Source organism: Ammoniphilus soli (genome assembly GCF_040813775.1).
Window position 1 is genome coordinate 244,303 of the sequence record NZ_JBEGDL010000002.1, and the last position, 22,367, is coordinate 266,669.

The 22,367-nt window shown below is 44.0% G+C and carries 23 protein-coding genes and 1 pseudogene; 18 read left to right on the plus strand and 6 right to left on the minus strand.

Features of this window, described 5'->3' with window-relative positions:
• Positions 1–57: 57 nt before the first annotated feature.
• The 6 genes from ABLT31_RS05865 to ABLT31_RS05890 all read left to right on the plus strand — a co-directional run bounded on the left by ABLT31_RS05865 (position 58) and on the right by ABLT31_RS05890 (position 6,821).
• The gene (locus ABLT31_RS05865) at positions 58–561 is read left to right on the plus strand and encodes a TRAP transporter small permease (RefSeq protein WP_367749663.1); all 504 of its coding nucleotides are present in this window, start codon (positions 58–60) and stop codon (positions 559–561) included.
• Complete coding sequence (locus ABLT31_RS05870; RefSeq protein ID WP_367749665.1) at positions 558–1,850, plus strand: TRAP transporter large permease; 1,293 nt, start codon at positions 558–560, stop codon at positions 1,848–1,850. Before ABLT31_RS05865 ends, ABLT31_RS05870 begins: the two co-directional genes overlap by 4 nt.
• A 133-nt stretch (positions 1,851–1,983) precedes the next feature.
• On the plus strand, positions 1,984–3,024 hold the full coding sequence (locus tag ABLT31_RS05875) for a TRAP transporter substrate-binding protein (protein ID WP_367749667.1): 1,041 nt from the start codon (positions 1,984–1,986) through the stop codon (positions 3,022–3,024).
• Between the two features lie 61 nt (positions 3,025–3,085).
• On the plus strand, positions 3,086–4,924 hold the full coding sequence (locus ABLT31_RS05880; RefSeq protein WP_367749669.1) for a sensor histidine kinase: 1,839 nt from the start codon (positions 3,086–3,088) through the stop codon (positions 4,922–4,924).
• Positions 4,925–4,926: 2 nt separating this feature from the next.
• On the plus strand, positions 4,927–5,682 hold the full coding sequence (locus tag ABLT31_RS05885) for a response regulator transcription factor (RefSeq protein WP_367749671.1): 756 nt from the start codon (positions 4,927–4,929) through the stop codon (positions 5,680–5,682).
• 209 nt (positions 5,683–5,891) lie between these two features.
• Positions 5,892–6,821, plus strand: a complete 930-nt coding sequence (locus tag ABLT31_RS05890; RefSeq protein ID WP_367749673.1) for an alpha/beta hydrolase — start codon at positions 5,892–5,894, stop codon at positions 6,819–6,821.
• A 49-nt stretch (positions 6,822–6,870) separates the two neighbouring features.
• Here the strand turns inward: ABLT31_RS05890 and ABLT31_RS05895 are convergent, their stop codons facing one another.
• Complete coding sequence (locus ABLT31_RS05895) at positions 6,871–7,011, minus strand: hypothetical protein (RefSeq protein ID WP_367749675.1); 141 nt, start codon at positions 7,009–7,011, stop codon at positions 6,871–6,873.
• A 192-nt stretch (positions 7,012–7,203) separates the two neighbouring features.
• Here ABLT31_RS05895 and ABLT31_RS05900 point away from each other — a divergent pair, with 192 nt between their 5' ends.
• The 6 genes and pseudogenes from ABLT31_RS05900 to ABLT31_RS05925 all read left to right on the plus strand — a co-directional run bounded on the left by ABLT31_RS05900 (position 7,204) and on the right by ABLT31_RS05925 (position 12,975).
• Positions 7,204–8,424, plus strand: coding sequence for a branched-chain amino acid ABC transporter substrate-binding protein (locus ABLT31_RS05900; protein ID WP_367749677.1), 1,221 nt, complete (start codon positions 7,204–7,206; stop codon positions 8,422–8,424).
• Between the two features lie 81 nt (positions 8,425–8,505).
• Positions 8,506–9,465 carry a branched-chain amino acid ABC transporter permease gene (locus tag ABLT31_RS05905; RefSeq protein ID WP_367749679.1) on the plus strand — a complete coding sequence of 320 codons (960 nt, stop codon included), beginning with the start codon at positions 8,506–8,508 and terminating at the stop codon, positions 9,463–9,465.
• Positions 9,466–9,473: 8 nt separating this feature from the next.
• Positions 9,474–10,706, plus strand: a pseudogene (locus ABLT31_RS05910) (branched-chain amino acid ABC transporter permease); the annotation flags it as partial.
• Positions 10,707–10,826: 120 nt separating this feature from the next.
• Complete coding sequence (locus tag ABLT31_RS05915; RefSeq protein WP_462976472.1) at positions 10,827–11,552, plus strand: ABC transporter ATP-binding protein; 726 nt, start codon at positions 10,827–10,829, stop codon at positions 11,550–11,552.
• A 49-nt stretch (positions 11,553–11,601) separates the two neighbouring features.
• The gene (locus ABLT31_RS05920; protein WP_367749681.1) at positions 11,602–12,306 is read left to right on the plus strand and encodes an ABC transporter ATP-binding protein; all 705 of its coding nucleotides are present in this window, start codon (positions 11,602–11,604) and stop codon (positions 12,304–12,306) included.
• A 186-nt stretch (positions 12,307–12,492) separates the two neighbouring features.
• Positions 12,493–12,975, plus strand: a complete 483-nt coding sequence (locus tag ABLT31_RS05925) for a YiiX/YebB-like N1pC/P60 family cysteine hydrolase (RefSeq protein ID WP_367749683.1) — start codon at positions 12,493–12,495, stop codon at positions 12,973–12,975.
• A gap of 146 nt (positions 12,976–13,121) precedes the next feature.
• Here ABLT31_RS05925 and ABLT31_RS05930 read toward each other — a convergent pair whose 3' ends face one another.
• On the minus strand, positions 13,122–13,295 hold the full coding sequence (locus tag ABLT31_RS05930; RefSeq protein WP_367749685.1) for a helix-turn-helix domain-containing protein: 174 nt from the start codon (positions 13,293–13,295) through the stop codon (positions 13,122–13,124).
• Between the two features lie 751 nt (positions 13,296–14,046).
• Here ABLT31_RS05930 and ABLT31_RS05935 point away from each other — a divergent pair.
• From ABLT31_RS05935 to ABLT31_RS05950, 4 genes are all read left to right on the plus strand, one after another.
• Positions 14,047–14,220 carry a hypothetical protein gene (locus tag ABLT31_RS05935; protein ID WP_367749687.1) on the plus strand — a complete coding sequence of 58 codons (174 nt, stop codon included), beginning with the start codon at positions 14,047–14,049 and terminating at the stop codon, positions 14,218–14,220.
• Entirely contained in the window at positions 14,201–14,428 is a 228-nt protein-coding gene (locus tag ABLT31_RS05940) for a hypothetical protein (RefSeq protein WP_367749688.1), read from the plus strand. The genes ABLT31_RS05935 and ABLT31_RS05940 overlap by 20 nt, the downstream gene beginning before the upstream one ends.
• A gap of 241 nt (positions 14,429–14,669) precedes the next feature.
• Positions 14,670–15,116: a histidine triad nucleotide-binding protein gene (locus tag ABLT31_RS05945; RefSeq protein WP_367749690.1), complete on the plus strand. Its 447-nt coding sequence runs from the start codon at positions 14,670–14,672 to the stop codon at positions 15,114–15,116.
• Between the two features lie 140 nt (positions 15,117–15,256).
• Positions 15,257–15,721 carry a hypothetical protein gene (locus ABLT31_RS05950; protein ID WP_367749692.1) on the plus strand — a complete coding sequence of 155 codons (465 nt, stop codon included), beginning with the start codon at positions 15,257–15,259 and terminating at the stop codon, positions 15,719–15,721.
• Positions 15,722–15,879: 158 nt separating this feature from the next.
• Here the strand turns inward: ABLT31_RS05950 and ABLT31_RS05955 are convergent, their stop codons facing one another.
• Entirely contained in the window at positions 15,880–17,091 is a 1,212-nt protein-coding gene (locus ABLT31_RS05955) for a sensor histidine kinase (protein WP_367749694.1), read from the minus strand.
• 249 nt (positions 17,092–17,340) lie between these two features.
• Here ABLT31_RS05955 and ABLT31_RS05960 point away from each other — a divergent pair, with 249 nt between their 5' ends.
• Positions 17,341–18,102 (plus strand): DUF4931 domain-containing protein, encoded by a 762-nt coding sequence (locus tag ABLT31_RS05960; protein WP_367749696.1) that lies wholly within the window; start codon positions 17,341–17,343, stop codon positions 18,100–18,102.
• Between the two features lie 101 nt (positions 18,103–18,203).
• On the opposite strand, the gene ABLT31_RS05965 is transcribed toward ABLT31_RS05960, so the two are convergent.
• From ABLT31_RS05965 to ABLT31_RS05975, 3 genes are read right to left on the minus strand one after another with little or no spacing between them, the layout of a single operon-like run.
• The gene (locus ABLT31_RS05965; RefSeq protein WP_367749698.1) at positions 18,204–19,052 is read right to left on the minus strand and encodes a phosphate/phosphite/phosphonate ABC transporter substrate-binding protein; all 849 of its coding nucleotides are present in this window, start codon (positions 19,050–19,052) and stop codon (positions 18,204–18,206) included.
• Positions 19,053–19,081: 29 nt separating this feature from the next.
• The gene (locus tag ABLT31_RS05970) at positions 19,082–20,209 is read right to left on the minus strand and encodes an acyl-CoA dehydrogenase family protein (protein ID WP_367749699.1); all 1,128 of its coding nucleotides are present in this window, start codon (positions 20,207–20,209) and stop codon (positions 19,082–19,084) included.
• 19 nt (positions 20,210–20,228) lie between these two features.
• Entirely contained in the window at positions 20,229–21,494 is a 1,266-nt protein-coding gene (locus ABLT31_RS05975; RefSeq protein WP_367749701.1) for a sulfurtransferase TusA family protein, read from the minus strand.
• Between the two features lie 252 nt (positions 21,495–21,746).
• Between ABLT31_RS05975 and ABLT31_RS05980 the strand changes: the two genes are divergently transcribed.
• Positions 21,747–22,034 (plus strand): hypothetical protein, encoded by a 288-nt coding sequence (locus ABLT31_RS05980; protein ID WP_367749703.1) that lies wholly within the window; start codon positions 21,747–21,749, stop codon positions 22,032–22,034.
• Positions 22,035–22,367: the final 333 nt, after the last annotated feature.

Here is a 22,367-nt window from a genome sequence, read left to right on the forward strand (position 1 = left end):
TTGAAACCACTTACAATAGAGATAAGAAAACATCCTAAGGAATGGGGGGGAGGACAATTGAAAACGCTAAAAAAATGGGCTTTGAGGGTGGATTCTTTCTTTGAAAATTTCGCCTTGTTCGCACTAGCAGGAATGACGATCATTGTCATCATCCAAGTGTTTACTCGAAAACTATTCAATTTCGTTTTCTTTTGGTCAGAGGAAGTAACTTTATTATTGATGGTTTGGTGCTCCTTTATGGGCATTGCGATTGGGTTTAGAGAGAAACTCCATATTGCCATGGATTCTTTAACAAACCTTTTCAGTGACAGGTTTAACCGATTTTGGGATAAGTTCATTGCTTTTTGCATCCTAGGTTTCGGTGCGTTTTTGGTCATCAATGGATGGAATTTTACGGTAGACCAATTTCCGAATACATTGCCTGCAACCGGCTTGACGAATAGTCTTTATTACATTGTGATGCCGATTACAGGACTAATGATCTGCGTTTACAGCATACTGACCATTCTTGGAATTGAAACCAAACGACACGAAGGATTAGAGGAGGAGCTTCCCAGATGACGACAACCATTGCTACGATTATTTTAGTCTCCAGTTTTGTTCTCATGATGCTATTTCGTTTTCCCGTTGCCATTACCATTGCCGGATCTACCTTATTGACCGTCATTTACTTGGACATCCCATGGGTTGTCGTGGGTCAACGGATGATCAAAGGATTGGATTCCTATAGCCTGTTGGCGATACCTTTCTTTATCTTGGCCGGGCAGATTATGAGTGAGGGGGGCCTTGCGACGAGGCTCATCAACTTAGCTCAGCTGTTTGTGGGAGCGGTACGAGGAGGGTTAGGCCTTGTCACCTGCGTAGCCTGTATGTTCTTCGGAAATATTTCCGGTTCCGCTGCTGCGGATGCTTCCTCAGTGGGTTCCGTGCTGATTCCTGCCATGAAGAAGCGCAATTACGATCCGGAATTTACGGTCGGGCTCACTTCAGCGGCAGCCATTCAAGGGGTGGTCATGCCACCTAGCCATAATATGATCCTTTATTCCCTTGCCGCTGGCGGAGTGTCGGTATCAGCCTTGTTTATGGCGGGAGTCATTCCTTGTTTGATCCTCCTTGCCGCCCTAATGACAACAGCCTATATTATTGCTAGAAAGCGCAACTATCCGAAGGGAGATCCGATTCCTCTTAAGGAAGTGCCGCGAATTGTCAAAGAGGGCTTCTTATCGATGATGACAGGGGTCATTATTCTTGGGGGGATTTTTAGCGGATGGTTTACCGCTACGGAAGCTGGAGCGATAGCTTGTCTTTACGCCTATATCCTCACGTTCTTTGTCTATAAGGATGTTCCTTTATCTCATACCTTTATCATCCTAAAGAAAACCTTTAGAACCATCTGCATGGTGCTATTCCTGATTGCAGCTTCGGATGCTTTTGGCTGGATTCTTGCGTACCTCAAAATTCCTTCGATGGTTACGGATCTGTTCTTAGGATTCACGGATAATCCTTATATCATCTTGTTCATGATTAATATTTTGCTCCTGATTCTTGGGGCTCCGATGGACATGGCTCCGCTCATCCTGATCATGACGCCTATCCTTTATCCGGTGGTTACCGCTTTAGGCATGGACCCGGTTCACTTCGGCATCGTGATGATCTTAAATCTGGGAATTGGACTTTTAACTCCGCCTGTTGGCACTGTTCTGTTTGTCGGATGCGCGATTGGTAAAGTGCCAGTCGGAAAAGCAAGCCGAGCGCTCATGCCGTTTTTCTTCGCTAAGGTGGCTGTCCTCTTTCTAATCACGTACATTCCGGAAATTGCATTATGGCTGCCGCAAATGATGGGTAAATAACCAGGCATGCATTATGCAGATAATAAAAAAACTTAAAAAAACACAAAAAAATATAAAATTATTTAATTAAATATAAAAGCGGTTTCATTTATACTTTGATTAGAAATCAAATAGGAACAAGGGGGTCAAGAAGATGAAAAAATATTCTAAATGGGCTGCAGGCATTCTTTCTACCTTTTTAATCGCGGGTACCTTAGTTGCATGCGGAGGAAATCAGGAAACTACACAACCAGCGGCGACGGGGGATGCGCCAGCGGATTCGAGCAAGCCAAGCTATTCCTTCCGCTTAGCCGAAACCCATCCGCCGGATTATCCTACCACCTTAGGGGATAAGAAGTTTGCTGAATTGGTGAATGAGAAGTCGGGCGGGAGAATCAAGATCGATGTATTCCCATCGGCTCAATTAGGAGAAGAAAAAGCGGTCATCGAACAAGTGCAATTAGGGGCTATCGAGTTTACCCGGGTAAGCAGCGGAGCGTTGGCCGGCTTTAATAAAGACTACGGGGTTTTCAGTTTACCCTACATTTTTGACAGCCAAGATCATATGTGGAATTTCCTGAAAGGCGAAGATGGGGAGAAACTGCTGGATAGCCTAGAATCTTCAAAAATGAAAGGGCTCACGTATTATGATCCGGGTGCCCGAAGCTTCTATACGAAGGAGCCTGTCACCAAGCTCGAAGATCTAAAGGGAAAGAAGATCCGCGTTATTCAGAACCAAGTCAATGTGGATATTATGGAAGCTTTAGGGGCTAATGCGACGCCTATGCCATACGGAGAAGTATTTAGCGCGATTCAAACAGGCGTGATTGATGGAGCTGAGAACAACTACCCTAGCTATTATTCGTCTAAGCATTATGAAGTAGCCAAGAACTACTTAGTCGATCAGCATCAGCGTGTACCTGAGGTGCTGCTGGTGAGTACATCAACTTGGAGTAAGCTATCTCCTGAAGATCAAGAGATCTTAAAGGATGCTGCGATCGAATCTGTTGATTATCAAATCGAACAGTGGAATAAGTATGAAAAAGAATCAGAGGAAAAAGTAGCAGCAGCCGGTTCCGTCATTACGAAAGTAGAAGAATTAAAGCCTTGGCAAGAAGCGGTTAAGCCAGTGATTGAAAAATACCGTCCGGAATTCGGTCCCGTATTGGATGCGATTGAAAAGGCTAAAAAGTAAGGAGACGAAGAGGCTCGCTTTTGAGCCTCTTTGCCATCTTCAGGACAAGCGGGTGTAAATATTGAAAATATGGTTTAAAGGAATCCTGATTCTTTTTCGGTATCTGTTGCTCAGGGACTCCTCTCTCACGTTGAGGATGCTGGTCTATTCCGGACTTCTTGTCGTCATTCCTATGCTGATCGTCGCCTATGTTTCTTATGAACAGTCCTCGGAAGTGCTTGAGGAGGAAGCCCAGCGTTCCAGCTGGCAAATCATCGAACAGGTGAAAACCCATTTGGAATACTATATGCTCGATTTTGAGATTTCAGCCTTTAAGATCGTGAACCACCGTGATATCCAGAGATTGATGATCATGAATAATGTAGAGGAAATTGAACAAAGCGGAATTCGCAAATCCATTGAACAAATTCTTTATAATGAAGCTTTTTCCCGTCGAGACATTGCGGGGATCACGGTCATTTTAGATAATAGGCAAATTATCGATACCTTCGGACTAAAATCTCATAGCTCGGCAGCCGAGCTGATAGAGGAATATTGGTATCAGGATGTTCCGCAAAATGGGCAATCGATGTTGATTAGTCGGAAAATCAAGCTGCACGATCGCACAGAACCGGTCATTTCCATTGCCAGACGCTTGATTAGCCCAAGAACGCTCAAACCGGTAGGGATGATCATCATTGATGTGAACTTCAAGAAAATCCGGGAAATTGCCAACATGGTAACCGTAGGTCGCACGGGTTACATGAGCATCTTGGATGCCAAGGGGCATTATGTGTATCATCCGGATTTGGAGTATTTGGGGAAAAAAGCCCGGTTTGAATCTACCGATGAGATGTTGTCCGAGCGAAGCGGGTCGTTTTCCGTAGAAAGGGAGAACAAGGAGCTGCTTACCTTCAGCCGTTCTGACGATTTAGGATGGACCATGTTAACCTTAATCCCGTATCGAGAAATTACTCAGGGAAGTCATAACATTAGAAATAACATCCTATGGGTGACCCTGATCACGCTTAGTGTCGCTTATCTGCTGGGGGCTAACTTCGCTACAAGCATTATCCGCCCGATCAAACGGCTTCAACAATTTGTTAAGAAAGTAGAAAAAGGGGATTTCTCGGATAAAGTCATCGTCGAATCTCGGGACGAAATAGGAGCCTTGTCTCAAGGGTTCAACAACATGGTTGATCGACTCACTCAATTACTGGATGAAATCTATTATTCGAAACTGAAGGAAACCGAGACGAATCTGAGGCAAAAAGAAATGGAGCTTCGCGTCCTGCAGTCCCAGATCAGCCCGCACTTTTTATATAATGCCCTGGAAACGATGCGTGGAATGGCCCTCGAGAAAGACATGGACGACATTGCGGAAATTAGCTCCTCCCTGTCACGCTTGCTGCGCTACAATCTCAAGGAATCATCCCCGACTCTTTCCGTCCGGGATGAATTGGAGGTTTGCAGGCTTTACTTGCAAATTCAAAAGTATCGTTTTGAAGAGCGTTTAGCCTATGAAATCGATATGCCGGACTGGATGCTCGATTACAAGATTCCTAAGTTTTCTCTACAACCGATTATTGAGAACTGTATTCATCATGGGGTCGATCCAAGCTCCGGACAGACTTGTATCCACATCCGAGCTTATCAGGAATCCGAGAAAGCCTATGTCATCCAGATTGAGGATAACGGTCCGGGAATGGAGCAGAGCCTTCTATATTCCATCCATCATGATCTAGCGCACCGTGACATTTCAATGGGAGGCTCGCAAATCGGCGTGGTGAATGTGCACAGAAGGATCGAATACCTTTTTGGTCCGGGATATGGACTATGGATTGACAGTGAGCACCAGAAGGGAACCCAGGTCTGCCTTCGACTCCCTTTAGTGAAAAATCCCATTAGGAAAGGAGCATAAATATGCATTCTATATTAATCGTAGATGATGAGAGATGGGTAAGAACCTCCCTAAAGAAAATAGTCGAACGCACCGAGCTCCCTTTTCAAGTCATCCATGAAGCTACGCATGGATTGGAAGCGCTGGATTGGCTAAAGGAGCATCGAGCGGACGTTGTGATCACCGATGTCCGCATGCCGGTGATGGATGGCTTGCAGCTTGTTCATTCGATTCAGGAAGCAAATATGCCTATGGAAATGATCATAGTTAGTGGACATGACGAATTCCAATATGCGCAGAAGGCCATTCGGCTCGGAGTGCGGGACTATCTATTGAAACCCGTGATGGTAGAAGACATGGCGAGATGCTTGAGCGGCATAAAGGATGGAATAGAATCGAGGAAAAAGCAAGCGGAGAACCAGTCCTCCATGCATAAAGAAGAATCTGAAAATGGGAGCGAGCGATCGACGATTGAGCATGTGATTGCTTACATCAAGAAAAATATGCCCGGCGAAGTCACTCTTCAAGACACCGCTGCAGCTGTTCACCTGAATCCCAGCTACTTAAGTCATTTATTCAAACAGCAAACCCAAATTAATTTTATAGATTTTGTCCTAAAGCTGCGCATGGAAGAAGCGCAAAAGCTGCTCACTACCACTTCCTTGCGAATCTCGGAAATCGCCGATCGCCTTGGCTATCATGATACATCTTATTTTAGCCATTCCTTCAAAAGAACGGTCGGCCAGACGCCGTCCGAGTTTCGGAAAGAGATTAGGTAAGGGTTGGGGAAATTTTGAAATGACTTTGATAAACACTTGGAAGCAAAAAAGCGAACCTTTAGAATAGGGTCGCTTCCGCTTTACACTGGCAGAATTGAAAACACTAGTCTACCAGTCCATCCGAAAAGGAATTTTCCAATAGCTTGTAGAAATGAACCTTGTGCGAGTTAGACAGAAGATACAAGTTCTTGGAAAGGTTGCGGATGAGCATGGATCTCGTAATTAAAAATCTAAAAAAAGATAGAGCGTGGAAGTGGGGCATTTCCTTTATCGCTCTTCTATGCCTTGGTTTATTGGCAATGACATACTATGTAGGATGGAGTTTAACCCATCCTGCTAGGATCCCGATTGAAAGAAAGCCTGATGCATACCAATTGGGTTATGAGGAAATCGAATTCGCCAACACAAGCGATGGCACTTTGTTAAAAGGCTGGCATATCCCTGCGCAGGATAAAGAAAGACTCATCATTTTTGCACATGGTTACGCTAAGCATCGTTCGCATGAAGAAGCGGCTTTGCCAACGGCCAAAGCCCTCCATGAAAAGGGGATCGCTTCCCTCTTCTTTGATTTCAGGAACTCGGGTGAATCGGAGGGAAGCCTAACCACAGTTGGTTACTATGAAAAAAGCGATCTGTTATCTGCTGTTGCCTACGCAAAACAAATGGGATATAAAGCCATCGGAGTCATTGGGTACTCGATGGGTGGGTCAACCGCATTAGTTTCTGCATCAGAAACCGCCGATATCCGGGTGGTTGTTGCCGATTCTCCCTTCCGGGCGCTGCGTCCTTATTTGGAGGAGAACCTATCGGTTTGGAGCAAGCTGCCCGATTTTCCGTTTACTCCGATCATGATGTGGCAGATCGAATGGATCACAGGAGTGACTCCTGATGGAGTGAACCCCATGGAAGCAGTAAAAAGCATGAAGAATACCCCATTCCTCTTAATTCATTCCGAAGGGGATCCCAAGGTACCAATCCAGAATTCGTTGGAAATCCTAGAAGTGTCTCAGCAGGGGAAGGCAGAGCTTTGGAAGACGCCGGGAGATGTTCATGTAGGCTCTTTCGAGGAAAATCCGACAATTTACCTAGATAAGGTCGTTGGCTTCATAGTAGAGTCCTTGTCTTCAACGGAAATGTGAAAAACAAAACCACCGATAATTAAATCGGTGGTTTTGCTTGTTCTTACACTTAATTGTCCCGTATTTCTTCTTCAGAATAGCCTTGAGAAAGAAGATGTCGGACCATGATTTCATTGACCTCTTGCTTAGTAATCATCGCTCTTTGAAATTCAGCCAACTCTTTTATCAGAGTATCTTTATCGATTTCCATCATGCACCCCCATTCGGAAAGCCTTCCCAATGTCTAGCTATTAGCTTACCCATTTGCTGGGCGCTTATTTAAAGTAGAATAGAAAACTATGATGCCTCTGAGCAAATAGTTGGATGAGTATTAGGAATATTTACACAAGTCCTCAAATATAAGTAGGATATAAAACTAAAAAAGAATTTGAAGGGGGCGTTTATGATGAAGAAACGATTATATTTGGCCGCTTCTCTGGTACTTTCACTGGGGATGGTGCTCAGCGCATGCGGCGGCGGTTCACAGGGTGGACAACCATCTTCTCCGTCTAGTCCGAACGGTTCTACAGAAGGCGGAGGGACAACGATTAAAATCGCTACAGCCAGCCCGCTGTCCGGCAGTGTCGCAACGCTGGGAGATGCCATTAAGCTAGGAGCTCAACTCAAACTGGAGGAAAATCAGTCAAAATTTGAACAATTGGGCTATAAGCTGGAATTGGTTCCTCTGGATGATCAAGCCGATCCTAAGAAGGGCGTGGCCAATGCTCAATTGGTTGGGGCAGATACCGCGATTCTCGGTGTTATCGGCCACTTGAACTCTGGAGTATCCATTCCTTCCTCTGAAACATATGAAAAATATAATGTAGCCATGATTACACCAGCAAGCACAGCAACAGATCTTACCGACCGTAACCTGAAAGCAGTCAACCGAATCGTGGCCCGCGACGATTTCCAAGGTCCTGCAGGCGCTGACTTTGCTGTGAATGAACTTAATGCAAAGAAAATTTTTGTTATCCAAGATAAGACGGCCTACGGGCAAGGTCTGGCGGATGCGTTTAAAGGTGCCGCTGAAAGCTTAGGTGCGGAAATTGTCGGCTACGAAGGCATTACGGTCGGGGAAAAGGATTTTAACGGGGTATTGAACCAAGTTTTAGCCAAAAAGCCGGATGTGATCTACTTTGGAGGATTGTATGGAGAAGGCGGTTTGCTCATTAAGCAGGCCCGGGAGAAAGGCATTAGCGTACCGTTTATGGGGGGGGACGGTATCGATTCCTCTACCCTCGTGGAGATTGCCGGCGACAAGGTGGCGAATACCTATTATACATCGGTAGCGGCGGATGTATCGAAGATTGAAGCCGGAAAGCAATTCGCCGAAAATTACAATGCGAAATTTGGCAAGAACGTCGAGTCTTATTCCGCTTACGGGTACGATGCGATGGGAGTCATGCTGAACGCGGTGGAAAGTGCGATCAAGGCGAATGGCGGGAAGATGCCGACAAGGGAGCAGGTTCGCGATGCCGTTCGGGCGACTCAGGATTATCAAGGCTTGGTCACGAAGGTCGGCTTTGACAGTAAGGGAGATAACAACTTTGCCACCGTATATATTTTTAAGTTTGAACAGCAAGCATATCCAGGTACGCAAGTAGGGGAAGTTCGCAAATAAGGTCCCGATGAGGAGAAAAAGGTATGAGCTCAAGGGCCGTACCTTTTTCTTTTACATCAAACTTCGAGTAAAGCGAGGGATATGATGGAGCATATTTTGCAAACATTGCCGCAAGTATTGCTCGATGGACTTACCCTTGGGGCAATTTATGCCATTGTTGCCCTCGGATATACCATGGTGTACGGTATTTTGGAACTGATCAATTTCGCACACGGAGAGATTTTCATGACAGGTGCCTTTCTCGGAACAGCGGTCCTATTATTGGCAGATTCATGGGCGTTGCTTGGAGCTTGGCCCGTGTGGCTGACGCTTGTCCTTGTGCTTATTTCTGTATCGTTTTGCACGGGCGTCATGGGAATTGTCATAGAACGGGTAGCCTATCGTCCGCTTCGAAAGCTGCCTCGATTGATCCCCTTCATTTCAGCGATAGGTGTGTCTTTTTTATTGCAAGATCTGGTCCGCTTCATCTCGGAGTGGATACGAGGCAGCTATATTGTAACAGGACCCACATTGTATAACTCGCAAATCAGCTGGGGTGCAGTCCATCTTAAATCCACAACGATCATCCTGCTCCTGTGTGCTGTCGTCATGATGGTCGGGCTCGATTTTTTTGTCAATCGGACAAAGTGGGGGATGGCCATGCGGGCTGTCGCTCAGGATCAGGAGACAGCAGCCCTCATGAGCGTAAATGTCAACAAAGTAATCACCCTTACCTTTTTTATCGGTTCCGCTTTAGGCGGGGCTACAGGAGTTCTCTTCGCTCAGCAGTATGGAACCATTGACCCCTATATCGGCTTCATATTGGGCTTAAAAGCGTTCACTGCCGCTGTGCTTGGCGGCATCGGCAATATTCGCGGCGCCATGTTCGGCGGGATCATGCTGGGTATCCTGGAGATGTTTGCCGCTGCAAACCTGGGTATCATCACAAACGGTTCATTCGGAGCCGAATATAAGGACGTCTTTGCCTTTGTCATTCTGATTATCGTCCTGATTTTTAAACCTGAAGGCCTGTTCGGCAAGGCTATCAAAGAGAAGGTGTAGGTATGGATATGGAAAGGTGGCTCACGCTTCTCAGGCATAATCGCATGGTTCAATTGGTTTGGCTGGCAATCTACATCCTTGTTACGGCATCTAGCCTATATTTAGCACAAAAATCGATTTTAGCTTTTTTATTACTCTTGCTTTCCTTGCTTCTCCTGTATTATTCGAACCTAAGCAACCTAGTGAAATGGATCGTTGGTGCCATTGTTCTGGTCCTTGTCTTGCCTCTCTCGGCCAGCGGCGGTCCAGCCTATCAATCGTTTATGGAAGTGGCTTCCCAAGTCGGCATCTACATTGCCATGGCTCTCGGATTGAATATTGTGGTGGGTTTTGCCGGTCTATTGGATTTAGGGTTTGTAGCCTTTTTTGCTCTTGGGGCCTATACGTACGGCATTTTCGCCACCGGACAGGCTTCTGAATTTATGCCTTTCGGTACTTATCCGGTTTCGGGAGAAAGTTTTTGGGTATTTATCCTATTAGGATGTTTTGTAGCCGCCTTATTCGGGGTCATTTTGGGGTTGCCCGTCCTAAGAGTGAAAGGCGACTATCTGGCCATTGTCACACTCGGATTTGGAGAAATTATTCGGATTGTATTCAACAATCTGGATAAGCCGGTGAACATAACTAATGGTGCCATGGGATTGTCCTCCATAACCCCCCCGGAAATATTGGGGATATCATTTTTATATCCGAATCAATTTTATTTTATCGTATTAGCCATTTTGGCCATTGTCCTGTTCGGTGTGAAGCAAGTGGAGCATTCCCGATTCGGAAGGGCGATGAAAGCGGTGAGGGAAAATGAAATCGCCGCTCAGGCAATGGGAATCCCGCTGATTGGCACCAAACTCATGGCCTTTGCAATTGGAGCTTCTTTCTCTGGGATGATGGGGGTCGTCTTTGCAGCTAAGCAGACGTTTATCGATCCTACCAGTTTTACTCTGCTCGAGTCCATTACCATTCTTGTCATGGTCCTTATGGGCGGGATGGGAAGTGTCCCGGGAGTTGTTTTAGGTGCTGGCGTGGTAACGGTATTAAATCTCCAGATCTTGACGGAGCTGACGAACTGGTTGAATCAGCTCAGCCTGCAAGGGATTATTCATGTCCCTGACGCTTTGGCTCCCGCTAAAATGCAAAGGTTCATTTTTGGGATCATTCTGATTGGGTTCACTTTATACCGACCTAATGGCTTGATACCGGCCAGGAATCGGACATGGGATGAACAGAAGCTGCGGGAAGCTGCGGGCTTAAATGCAAAGGGGAAAAAAGTAAATAGACCCATTGCTCTTACCCAAGGATCAGGAACCATTCTGAAGGTGTGCGGTCTTACCAAGCGATTCGGTGAGCTGGTCGCAGTGGGCGGGGTGGACCTGGAAGTGAAAAAAGGCAGCATTTCAGCTGTCATCGGTCCGAATGGAGCGGGAAAAACAACTTTCTTCAATATGATTACCGGAATCTATATTCCTGACGAAGGCAGCGTAAAGCTTAAGGATAAATCATTGATCGGCTTGAGGCCCGACCGGATTGCGGCACTAGGGATAGCCCGCACGTTTCAAAATATTCGTTTATACGGCAATATGACGGTTATGGAAAATGTCATGGCTGCCATGCATGTTCGGCTTAAAGCAAATCTTTTCGGCATACTGTGCCATTTGCCTTCCGTACGCGGGGAGGAAATGGAAGTCCAGGCCGAGGCATACAGACTGCTTGAATATGTAGGACTTGCTTCGTCGCTTAATGAAACCGCGCAAAACTTGCCTTACGGGGCACAGAGGCGCCTGGAAATAGCCCGCGCATTAGCCACCCAACCGAAGATCCTGCTGTTGGATGAACCGGCTGCCGGGATGAATCCCCGGGAGACAAGCGAGTTGACGGCATTTATTCGCAAGATGAGGGAGGACCTGGATCTGACCATTATCCTAATTGAGCACGATATGAAATTGGTGATGGAAATTGCAGAACATATCCTTGTCTTGGACTATGGCGTAAAAATTGCTGAAGGCAAAGTGGATGAGATCCGCAATCACCCGCAAGTCATTGAAGCCTATTTAGGCAAAGGGGCTGCAAATGCGGACAATCAGGGAGAATGACTGAAAACCATAATACGTTTATTTTCTGCCGTCAAGGGAGGGGGAGCATATGGCCTTATTGAAACTGAACGATATCCATGTGTTCTATGGTGGAATTCATGCACTCAAGGGCATTAGCATGGAAGTCAATCCGGGGGAAGTCGTGACTTTGATTGGTTCGAACGGTGCTGGAAAATCGACCACATTGAAATCAATTTGCGGGCAAGTCTCCATTCAGCAAGGAAATATTGAGTACGAAGGGAGAAATATGAAAAATGTTGATCCGCATGTTGCAGCCGGATACGGGATCGCGCATGTACCGGAGGGAAGAAGAATCTTTCCGAGACTAACAGTAAAAGAAAATCTGGAAATGGGCGCATTTGGGATTAGCGATAAGAAATGGATAAAGGAAGGGATGGAACGGTCCTTTCAGTATTTTCCGAGATTGAAAGAAAGGATCAACCAAAAAGGCGGCACGTTGAGTGGCGGCGAGCAGCAGATGCTGGCCATAGCTCGAGGACTGATGTCCAAACCGAAAATTTTGATGCTGGATGAACCTTCGATGGGACTGGCGCCGATTTTGGTCCAGCAAATCTTTGATATTATTCAAGAGCTGAACAAAGAAGGCATGACCATCTTGCTAGTCGAACAAAATGCGAATCAGGCATTGCAATTGGCCCATCGCGGCTATGTAATTCAAACCGGTGAAATTATCCTTTCCGATGAGGCAAGGAAGCTCCTGAGGAACAAACAGGTGAAGGAGGCTTACTTATAGTAGAAGAATCATTAAAATACTCATCAGCGATATCAATTTGAGTATGGGATCCAAATGAATAGAAAAATAGTGGAAATTTGGAAGGGACATCGCAAAGATGTCCTTTTTCATACTATCTCACTATCCAGTTCCTTTCAATCAGCATACCCTATACTAAAAATTGATAGAATGGAGTTGATGATAAATATGACGGTTCCACTTAAGAGAGCTGATATTATCCTGATTCATCGAACCCATCCCCTGTCCGTGGGTATTCAGTTGCTAACGAACTCTCCATATAGCCACGCTGTATTAGTCAGCAATCCAGAAACAGGCGAAATCATTGAGGCTGAGCCATTCTCCGGGGTTACCTATGGGGAATTAAAAGAATATCAAGGGCATGGGCTGGTCCTTAGATTGGAAAGCTTAACTGATGAGCAATCAGATAGTATTATTAAATTTGCTGAAGATCAAGTAGGCAGTCCCTACGATTTTGGTGAAGTTCTGCAGTTATTCAATCGATACCAGCGAAAGCTCCCCCCCGATGCGGATCAAGATAAAGCCTTTATTTGTTCCACCCTTATAGCTGCTGCCTATCAGAGTATTGGCATTCAGCTAAGTGACCAGATCGTTCAATCCCCGGATGATTTATTTAAGTCTCCACACCTGAGCATCATCGGAAGATTCTAGTGCATGTGAAGCGCTGATGGCTTGGAGCCCACCTATCTCCTAATCCCGATGATAATTTCGTAATATATTTCCACATTTGATAGATTGCCAGATTGAATCACAACATTCCTATGTACAGTCTATTGAGTATATCCGTACATGCCTCTTTATATATACCCGTGTTGCTTTAGTTTATTTAGCCAACATCTTATGGTTCGGGGATGTCTGCCGAAATGATTGGTCATTTCTTCTAAAGACGGCAGAATAAAATTTCGCTCCTTCAAATAAATCCACATCACATATTCACTTGTACCTAGATTCTTGATGATCTCTGCCCCCATGTTTTCCTCCAAGATGAAAGTGATTATCATTCGATTTGCAACTTTATAATAATATAACCGCTTTCATGAATAAAGTAAACATTTTATAGATTCCTTTAAAAGCTGCATCTTCATTTTAGGACCTTCTACCCATTTGGATTTAGGAAATGACTCCTGATGGAAACAGGTCCTATTATTATTTATTATGGCATTAAATTTACGGGATATAGTTCATATAATCTCTGATTCAATAAAGTAACGCTTCCTTTTGCTGCTTAACTAATCGATTATAGAACAACTTAAAATGAGCTTTTTCATTACAAAATGTACAATGATTCTTAGTACTTGTAGATACTTCCGCTACGTGTGGCGTATCAGTCACTCTTAAACCTTGAATGACATGCTGTCTGCAAACATAGACCTTTCTCATAATTCAATCCTCCCTAGACTTTTAAACTTTACTTTATGTCCCCAATGTATAGAATTTACTTGTAATTTCACGTTACTTTAAGAAATCAATCTTAGTTCATGGTAAATCTTCAGACCTTATTTAGTAGCGAAAATGAACCTAAATTGCATACATTTTTACAGCTTCTCAAATAGAAGAATAAATATTTTATACTTTTATTCTATTATGACAAATGGTGGTATTCGTATCCAATTGAAACTTTTTTTAAACATCTGCGATTAACCGAAAAACATTTTATTATGATACCAGAGCGGGATCCCCTTTGCTTAGGGCCAATAGGATGAAGCGGGCAAAAATGGTGATTTGCTGATCGCATTTGGTTCAAGTTTTGACGATCGTGCAACAAGTGCATGGCTGGACGGATACTCCTACGACACCACTTCAACTAAAATCGTCCATACTGACATTGATCCTGCAGAGATTGGTCGAAATTATCCAGTAGAATTGGGCATTATCGGTGATGCAAAAACCGTATAGGCGCCATAACCCCTCCCGTTGGTGTATTAATGTATGTACCAACAGCATTTCAAAGGCGACTGTGGGAGAATTCTTAAAAGAAGTTGCTCCATTTTTACGGGCAGGCATTGCATTGTTGTTCTTGTTTACTTTTTTAAATATTAGTGCACCGGTTTGGGCGTTAGTCTTTGGTGCACTTTTGGCTAAGTTCATAGAAAATGACAAATAAATGATGATAATAAGTTTTCTCTTTATCATGGCTATTGTGGAAAAAATGATTTATAATTCAAAATCTAAATTTATATACAAGAAGTTATCGTTAATCTGAAGGGACGAGCTGCTGATTAGATTCTGCAGCTTGTTTGACGTGTATGGAAACTAAGCGCTCAGCCAAGAAAATTATCAGGATTCCTAAAAGGTGGGCAAGGCCGCTGTCACATGTGGGAAAAGATGTTATAATTTGTATAAATGTGTTACAAAAGAAAAAAAGCGGTATCTCTGCACCAGTTGTGACTGTTCGGGATATCTACGTCTTTGAAACTAAAATCTACATCTCGATGGGAAAAGGAGAGGGGAAAATGGAATGTATCTTTTGCAAAATTATCCGTGGAGAGTTGCCCGCCAACAAAGTATTTGAAAATGATGAGGTAATAGCTTTTCATGATATTCATCCTATAGCACCCGTACATGTTCTTGTGATTCCGAAAAAGCATATGACTTCTCTGCTTGAAATTGAGCTGGAGGATTGCCAATTGATTGGCGAGATGCATTTGATCATGCAGGAGATTGCAAAAAAACTAGAAATTGATCAAACTGGCTTCCGCGTTTTGACTGCCATCGGAGAAGACGGCCTGCAATCCGTCAAGCATTTCCATTATCATTTGGTTGGGGGACGAAAATTGGAATGGATCATGTGAGAAAATTCTTACTCAAAACAAATATGAATTGATAAATTGATAGTGGTTGTTAACCAGAAATCGGAAAAGGTCAAAAAAAGGAACATACTGCCGAATATTTTTATAGGATTTCTCTCAGAAAGCAAGAGAAAGGAGATTATATGGGCGTTAAATTTTTTGATAATTATAAACAGTTTGTCACTATACCTCCAGAAAAGAAACCAGAGGATGAACTTAAATTTCATCCAGAAGACTATGATAAATATTTTATCATTACTGTCTCCCTTTATAATCCCTTGGTTTCCTGCTGGAGAGAGGCAAATAAATATCATATAGAAATTGAAACAAGTCTTAATAGGGTAGGAGAAGAATTCAATAAAAGACATTGGGGATCCGATTACCTTCAAGTTCTTGAACTTGAAGAAGATAAGTTATACTTCGTTTGGGCTCTATCCTGCAAATCAAAGAAAGAAAGTAAGGAAAATCTGCAAGACAGAGTATCGTACTTTTTGGAAAAGCTTTCAAATTCTCTTTATGTGGGAGAATCCTGGTATCAGCTGATCGGTGATAAAGGAAGAATCAATCGCCAACTTTTCTCTTACACATGGAAAGAATATATAATGTAAGAAAGGCTTCAACATATTGGGTGGACGTGGATTTAATCACCATGTCTTTTACTATGCTGGTATTGTAGAGAAGTAAGCAGTGAAAAAAGGGATGCGACATTTGGTCGGATCCCTTTTCTAATGGATGGGAAATTTAAGTTTCTTAACTTCTCTTCGCTTTAATATATTCGAACGTCCTCTGCTGTCGGAAGCGTAAGGGTGACTTCCGTACCTTTTCCTTCAGTAGAATGGATGCGAATCGTGCCGCCTATGTCTTCGGTTAGCTTCCGGCTGATGGCAAGTCCTAATCCGGTACCCGTTTCTTTCGTCGTAAAGAAAGGGCTCCAAATTTTAGCTAATACATCCGGGGACATGCCAGGACCATTATCCTTGAATACAAGATCGATGAGCTTTTGTTCCTTATTATGAACAGCGTCAATGTGGACTTCTCCTCGTCCGCCTAGTGAAACTGCATCCATGGCATTGCGGATAATGTTTAGACAGATTTGCTCCATAATGCTGGGAGAACCATGAAGCCAAACCTCAGACTCGGGGAGAGTGAAACTGAAGGATACACTTTTTTCCAACGCATAGAATTGAGCAAGAACATTCAGTCTCTCCATCACAGACTGCAGCGTATAGAATTCTGCGGGGGATTGACTGCCTTTATTGCGAGCTAAGGTAAGAAAGCTGGAAACAACGGACTCGAGAGATTCCATTTGCTCCTCGCATACGCTTAGGTAAAATTTAAGGTCATCCTTATCTATGTATTCTTTGTTAAGCTGTTCCATCATAAGGTGAATGAATCCCTTGATCGATGTAAGCGGATTGCGAATTTCATGGGCCATCCCTGCTGCCATTTGTCCCATCAAGGAAATCTTCTGATGGTGAAGGTCAAAAACCTGCTTGTCCTTTAGTTGAAGATAGCCTTGAAGAAAGCTATGGTCTGATGTAGAAAAGGTAAGGTACAATCGTTCGATGATCTCTGATTTATTGACAGTGTGTTCTTTTTCCGCTTCAAGGATATGGATACAAGTCCTCATGAGATGAAAATATAGATTTTGATTCAGTTCTAAAACATCATTTGGAGATAAATCAGGAACTTGAAGAAGAAAAGTATTGCCTACTTGTCTATTCTCGTCCTGAAGCTTGTAAAGAAAGGTTTTGTATTGATCTCCGTTGAAGAAAATCGATTCCATGATTCCTTTTAGGCCTGCTTTTATGATGGGTTCCATCCATGGATGATGCTGTTCAAAGAAGGATTCAAATTTTTCGCTTCTGTTTCGCATTTCGGATACATGCAATTCAAGTATATTTGAAATCTGTTGGAATAAACGGTTCTTAAGCTGATCGTTGGCCATAGTTACCTTGTCCTCTAATATGTAATTCATTAACTATATTTTAGCATGCTTAGAGTTAGGTTACCAACCAACTCCTTGGTTAAATGTTCTGTACGATAAGGTGTCATTACCCTTGTAAAAGACTTCTTTCAGAGGAGTCTTTTTTTCTTTAGGTGACCGCATATATAGAAGATCTGGGGGTGATGAGTACCTGTGAGGAGTTTTTTCTGTTATTTGGAAAGAATATTCGGTATGATTATACTATTATTTCATTGGGATTAACTAGGAGCGGTGGTCAACTTGTCTTGTCAAACACATCTTTATTTTAACACTTCGATAGGCAGACAAAAGCCTGAAAATATCATAAACCGAAGCAATTCTTGCCCTTTTTGCGAGACAGAGAAACTAGTGGGAATTATGGAAAGAAGAGGCGACATCATTCTCCTCCCTAATAAATATCCGGTATTGGCTAATACCTATCCATTAGTCATTATCGAGACGGCAGAGTGTGACTCTGAGCTTTCTGTTTATAAAAAAGATAGGCTTTATGAGGTCATTGATTTTGGTGTTTATCATTGGCTTCGACTCTTAGAAAGCAAAGTATATCCTTCCGTTTTGTTTTTTAAGAATCACGGTCCAAGATCGGGGGGAACCATTCGCCACCCTCATATGCAGATTATCGGTCTGGAAAATGTAGACAGCACTCGTTTTGTTGAAGCGGAACAGTTTGAAGGACTCTTGATTACCAAAAGCCAACAGGTTGAATTCAATCTATCTACGAAACCAAGAATGGGTTTTTATGAATTTAATGTATTGTCCGATCACGGCGATACCAGATATATGGCCGACTTCATCCAAATTGCCTGTCACTATGTACTTAACCACTTTTATCGGTGTGACAGTTATAATTTATTCTTCTACCAAGTGGAAGGGAAGTTAATTGCGAAAATCATTCCCCGGTTCGTAGCGTCTCCTATATTTGTGGGGTATTCGATTCCGCAGGTTGCGATGAATCTGGAGGAGGTTAAACGGACAATTCAACAAATTTATGGATTAGGTTAGGATGTGCGGTAAATCGACATATTTCGAGTGTATTCGGGTGGTGACAGGCACTTTAAAAGCCTTACAGGAATCCCTGTAAGGCTTTTAAACGGCTAAAAAGTCTATTTCAACGAATAGTCAGGCCGTAAAGAGATAAGTCCTTGGTCTTTCAGCGCTTCTTTGAGGGCGACATAGCCTTCGAAGCCTTTTCCCTCTGGGCTTACCCACTTATTCAAGCCTTCCATCTCCATCATCTTTTTGATTTCCGGCTGGGTAGGGTCCATGGAAAACAGCAGTTCCGTAAACCGAGCGGCCTTAGCTTCATCAAACTCGGGAAGAACGGTAAAATTGCAGTGGGAATACCCAGGTGAGGTCCAGATCCCACGGACTTCATTCGTGTTAACTAACCCGGTTTCCAGCATGCGAATCCAGGTCGACTCTCCGACAGCTCCGGCATCGGCCTCGCCTTCTTTGATCGCCCGCAAAACTTCGTATTCACTCGTTCCCGTATCTCCGTGCTTGCCCACATCCAGATTGAATCGAATCAGCTTCATATCCTGTTCCGGATTCAAGCCGTTTTGCTTTAGGAAATGGTAGGGAAGAATCGCGGCCTGTCCGGAATCGGCACTGCCAAGCGCAAATCGCTTTCCTTTCAAATCCTGCAGTCCTTCAATCCCTTGATCAACGCGAGCAATGATTTTCGTCGTAAAATCAATGTCTGTATCCCGCATGGCCAGAATCCTGGCTCTTCCCTGCAAGGCCTCTTGAATCCGCACGTAGGCTACATTCGTATTCCAGGCCACATCAATAAACCCTTTCAGCAGAGAGTCCACTTGGGCTTCATAATTGGAGAAGAGGACATAATCCATAGGAAAATCATTTTTCTGAAAGTAATCCCGGATAATATCCCAAATCTCTATTACCTTCGGATCGTAAGCCACAGCACCAAGCATTAACGTTTTTTTGTTCATTTTTATTCTTCCTTTCTATGAATGAGGATTTAAAACAAAGGGATACCAGTCAAGGATTTGCCTACCCATTCCTTGAGAACTTCGGTCGAAGGAGCCATAACAGCGCCTGCCCGAGCATCGCGGAAAAAGCGTTCGGTTGGCAGCGCGCGGGTATATCCTTTGCCGCCGCAAACCTGCATGGCGATATTTGTCACTTTAATGGCATTTTCAGAAGCAAGAATTTTGGATTGAAGAATGCTTAACATCGCATCTTCTTTGCCTTCCACAGCTGCCCGGGATGCGTTCTGGACAAACAGGGAAGAGGATTCAACGGCCCCATACATGTCAGAAAGGTAAAATTGGATGGCTTGGTGCTCTGCAAGCGATCGACCATCCGCATATTTGCGGTTGCTGGCATGCGCCAGCGCCGTCTGATAAGCCCCTCTGGCTAAGCCCACATTTACTCCGGAAATGCCAAGAATGAAGGTAGGAGCCACGACACCGAAAATCAAGTCTAGCCCATTGCCTTCTGCGCCAACCACTTGTTCTTGCGCAAGCTTGACTTCTTTCATCTCTAAGACAATACTGTTATTTCCGCACAGTCCGATTCCGTCCCATTCTCCTTCAAAGCGGATGCCCGGAGTTTTCGAATCGACAATCATCATGGATAATCCCTTATCCTGATCCGATGCATTTGTTAAGACGATCAGGAAATCGGAATATTCCCCGTTGGTAACAAAACTTTTTCTTCCTTCAAGAACAAACTGGCTGCCTTCCTTTTGCGCTTTGATTTCAGGAGAATAAAAGTGGGTACCTGTTCCCGTTTCACTGAATGCTAGCGTTCCGATCTTTTGACCCTCAGCAATGGGGCGAAGGTATCGTTGCTTTTGATCTTCCGTAGCTTTGGAAGCAATCACGGCCGTGGCACAGCAATGCATCAAATAACACATCGCGGTCGATCCGCAATGGGTAGCGATAATTTCAGTGACCGCGGACAGGTCTTCCAGCGTTCCCCCTAGGCCGCCTGCCTCGGTAGGGACCAAGAGGCCAAGCAAGCCCGAATGAGCAAAGGCTTCGAACGCCTCCTTAGGGAATCGCCGCTCCCGGTCAATTTCCGCTGCTAACGGCGCAACGACTTCATTGGTGATCTGTTGAGCTAATTCGAAAATGCTTGCCATAGATTTTCTCTCCTTTGGATTACATAAAATTAGGGGTATGGGACGATGAAATTTTTTCTGCCGTTTGCTGGTCAATTCCCGCTTGAAGCATCCGCTGAACCCGATGTCCATACATGATTTCCTTCAACCGATCGACCTTGCGGAATCCTGCGCTTAACTGCTCGGGTTTTCTGCCCTTCCCTGCAAGAATGGCCAAGGCCTCCATTAAATGAGAGTTCTCGCTTGTCCCCGCATCGGTCATATATTCATTTCTTTGTTCTGCAGCTTCTACCAATAGTTGAACGGCCTCAGGATTTTTAGCCAGCATCTGGCGAACATGGCCAATCCCATAGGCCACATGGCGACCCTCATCCATCTTTGCCAAGTGGACAATGCGGCGCGTGACGGGATCTGGCGCGTGTTCTTCCACAAAGTTCAGCAAATCTAAGAACGTCCCTTCTCCTAAAACATGGAGCAGAAAGGAAGACTTAAAATAGTCCTCTTGCACAAACAAGCTATACAAGGAACGTTCTGTGAGTACGGAAGAGTATTGAAGCCCGCCTCCATTGGCCATCGCTCGTTTCATGAACGCTTCAATATGTCTGGCCTCATCCTGTACAAGGGTGGAGAGGTACATCAACACTTCAATGTAATGGGGATTGATACGGGACATGAATTTTGACGGTATGTACAAAGCAGAATATTCGTTTTCTGCAAGGAAGGTCATGATTTGGCAAACCGCCCATTCCAGCTCCTCAGGCAGTTCCGGCAGCTCCTCCCAAGGGATATCCGACGCTGCATTCCATTGGCTTTCCTTAGCCTGTTCATACAGATCCAGCAAATTGTCCGCCCAAACCAGATCCTTGCGGTTAATCGTAAAACCATAATCAGGAACTCCGGGCTCAGCTACTGCCCCTCTTGGTACAAATCCGACATAGGCCGATGCCTGTTCAAATACCTTGCCGGTACGCCCTTGCAGCCAGTCACGTAGGTCCAATCTTCCTTCTTTTCGAATGGGAAGACGAACTCCCCAATCTGCCGATTCAAGAGCACGGGATGAAGAGTTTTGGATAAATAGACGGCTGTGATCTCCGCCATCCCATATTCCTATAAATCGGTAACTATGAAGCCGACACCAGCTTTTTACATCGTCTTTGATATGAGGGTTTGTACTGATTACTTCCAAGACGCCATTCTTTGGTAATCGCTCCAATCCATTCTTGACCAGCAGAAATAGCTGATTGCCGCTAGACATGCTTCCTAAATCTAGTTCGCCATCGGGTGTCAAACCTAGAATTTCTGTCAAAAGGATCACCTCAAATTTAAAAATCTTATACTTACTATAATAATATATTATATATTAAGTTTTTTGAATACTTTTCTTTTCTGAACTCGTATCAGGACATGGAATGAGCAAGAGGTCATCTTGTCAAAATGGTCAATCCAAAAAACAGGATTATCTAATCAAATAACCACGATTCGGTTCTAATCCCTTTCTCATTTTCATATTTTCATAGTAACTATTTAACTTGAGAAAGAAATGAAGGAGGGTAAAGCTATGAGCAGGGGAAAGAGAAAAGGCTATATTGAAGAAAGATCGGGGAAAGTTCGAGTTAATTCATCTTTGCAGCCAGAGGTGTACGAAAAGTTAGATATGCTAGCTGCGGCCTGCGGGGTATCACCTACAACCCTCGTTAATTTCTTCACTGAGTTATGCTTAAACAATGAGAACATCATTAACTATACCCAGGATCAGCATAGGGCCCGTTCAAAATTTCGGGTGATTCCAAGCAAGACGGATGACGGACTGCAGTATATATTAGCAGAAAAGAGGAATCGCGCCTGACCTATGATTAGGCTTTACAGGTCATCCCCTGTCATAATAAGAAAAACTTCTATTGAAGTCTACTCGGAGATGTAGTCGAATTCTTCTTTAGCGGAAGTTTTTCATGCCTCCAGGAAAGTTTTGTTCACTTTAGTACTTTAGAGAACTTAAACTTTCCTTCACTGTAAAATAACCCAACTCATTTCCCTTATAAGGAAACAAGATTGGGTTATTCGGGCTTTATATAAGCCATTGATCTAGCGCCACTCCCATGTTCCGTCTTCAAGAATATAGAGAACTCTCTGCTCAATCTCCACATTTTCAATCATCTCAAGATATTGTTCTTGTTCTGTC

Excerpts from the sequence above, each read along its gene's own strand:
- ABLT31_RS05925 (WP_367749683.1), top strand. The coding sequence starts at position 12,493 with ATGACGGTTCCACTTAAGAGAGCTGATATTATCCTGATTCATCGAACC.
- ABLT31_RS05885 (WP_367749671.1), top strand. The coding sequence starts at position 4,927 with ATGCATTCTATATTAATCGTAGATGATGAGAGATGGGTAAGAACCTCC.
- ABLT31_RS05920 (WP_367749681.1), top strand. The coding sequence starts at position 11,602 with ATGGCCTTATTGAAACTGAACGATATCCATGTGTTCTATGGTGGAATT.
- ABLT31_RS05905 (WP_367749679.1), top strand. The coding sequence starts at position 8,506 with ATGATGGAGCATATTTTGCAAACATTGCCGCAAGTATTGCTCGATGGA.
- ABLT31_RS05970 (WP_367749699.1), bottom strand. The coding sequence starts at position 20,209 with ATGGCAAGCATTTTCGAATTAGCTCAACAGATCACCAATGAAGTCGTT.
- ABLT31_RS05950 (WP_367749692.1), top strand. The coding sequence starts at position 15,257 with ATGGGCGTTAAATTTTTTGATAATTATAAACAGTTTGTCACTATACCT.
- ABLT31_RS05930 (WP_367749685.1), bottom strand. The coding sequence starts at position 13,295 with ATGGGGGCAGAGATCATCAAGAATCTAGGTACAAGTGAATATGTGATG.
- ABLT31_RS05875 (WP_367749667.1), top strand. The coding sequence starts at position 1,984 with ATGAAAAAATATTCTAAATGGGCTGCAGGCATTCTTTCTACCTTTTTA.
- ABLT31_RS05895 (WP_367749675.1), bottom strand. The coding sequence starts at position 7,011 with ATGGAAATCGATAAAGATACTCTGATAAAAGAGTTGGCTGAATTTCAA.
- ABLT31_RS05965 (WP_367749698.1), bottom strand. The coding sequence starts at position 19,052 with ATGAACAAAAAAACGTTAATGCTTGGTGCTGTGGCTTACGATCCGAAG.
- ABLT31_RS05900 (WP_367749677.1), top strand. The coding sequence starts at position 7,204 with ATGATGAAGAAACGATTATATTTGGCCGCTTCTCTGGTACTTTCACTG.
- ABLT31_RS05955 (WP_367749694.1), bottom strand. The coding sequence starts at position 17,091 with ATGAATTACATATTAGAGGACAAGGTAACTATGGCCAACGATCAGCTT.
- ABLT31_RS05890 (WP_367749673.1), top strand. The coding sequence starts at position 5,892 with ATGGATCTCGTAATTAAAAATCTAAAAAAAGATAGAGCGTGGAAGTGG.
- ABLT31_RS05980 (WP_367749703.1), top strand. The coding sequence starts at position 21,747 with ATGAGCAGGGGAAAGAGAAAAGGCTATATTGAAGAAAGATCGGGGAAA.
- ABLT31_RS05870 (WP_367749665.1), top strand. The coding sequence starts at position 558 with ATGACGACAACCATTGCTACGATTATTTTAGTCTCCAGTTTTGTTCTC.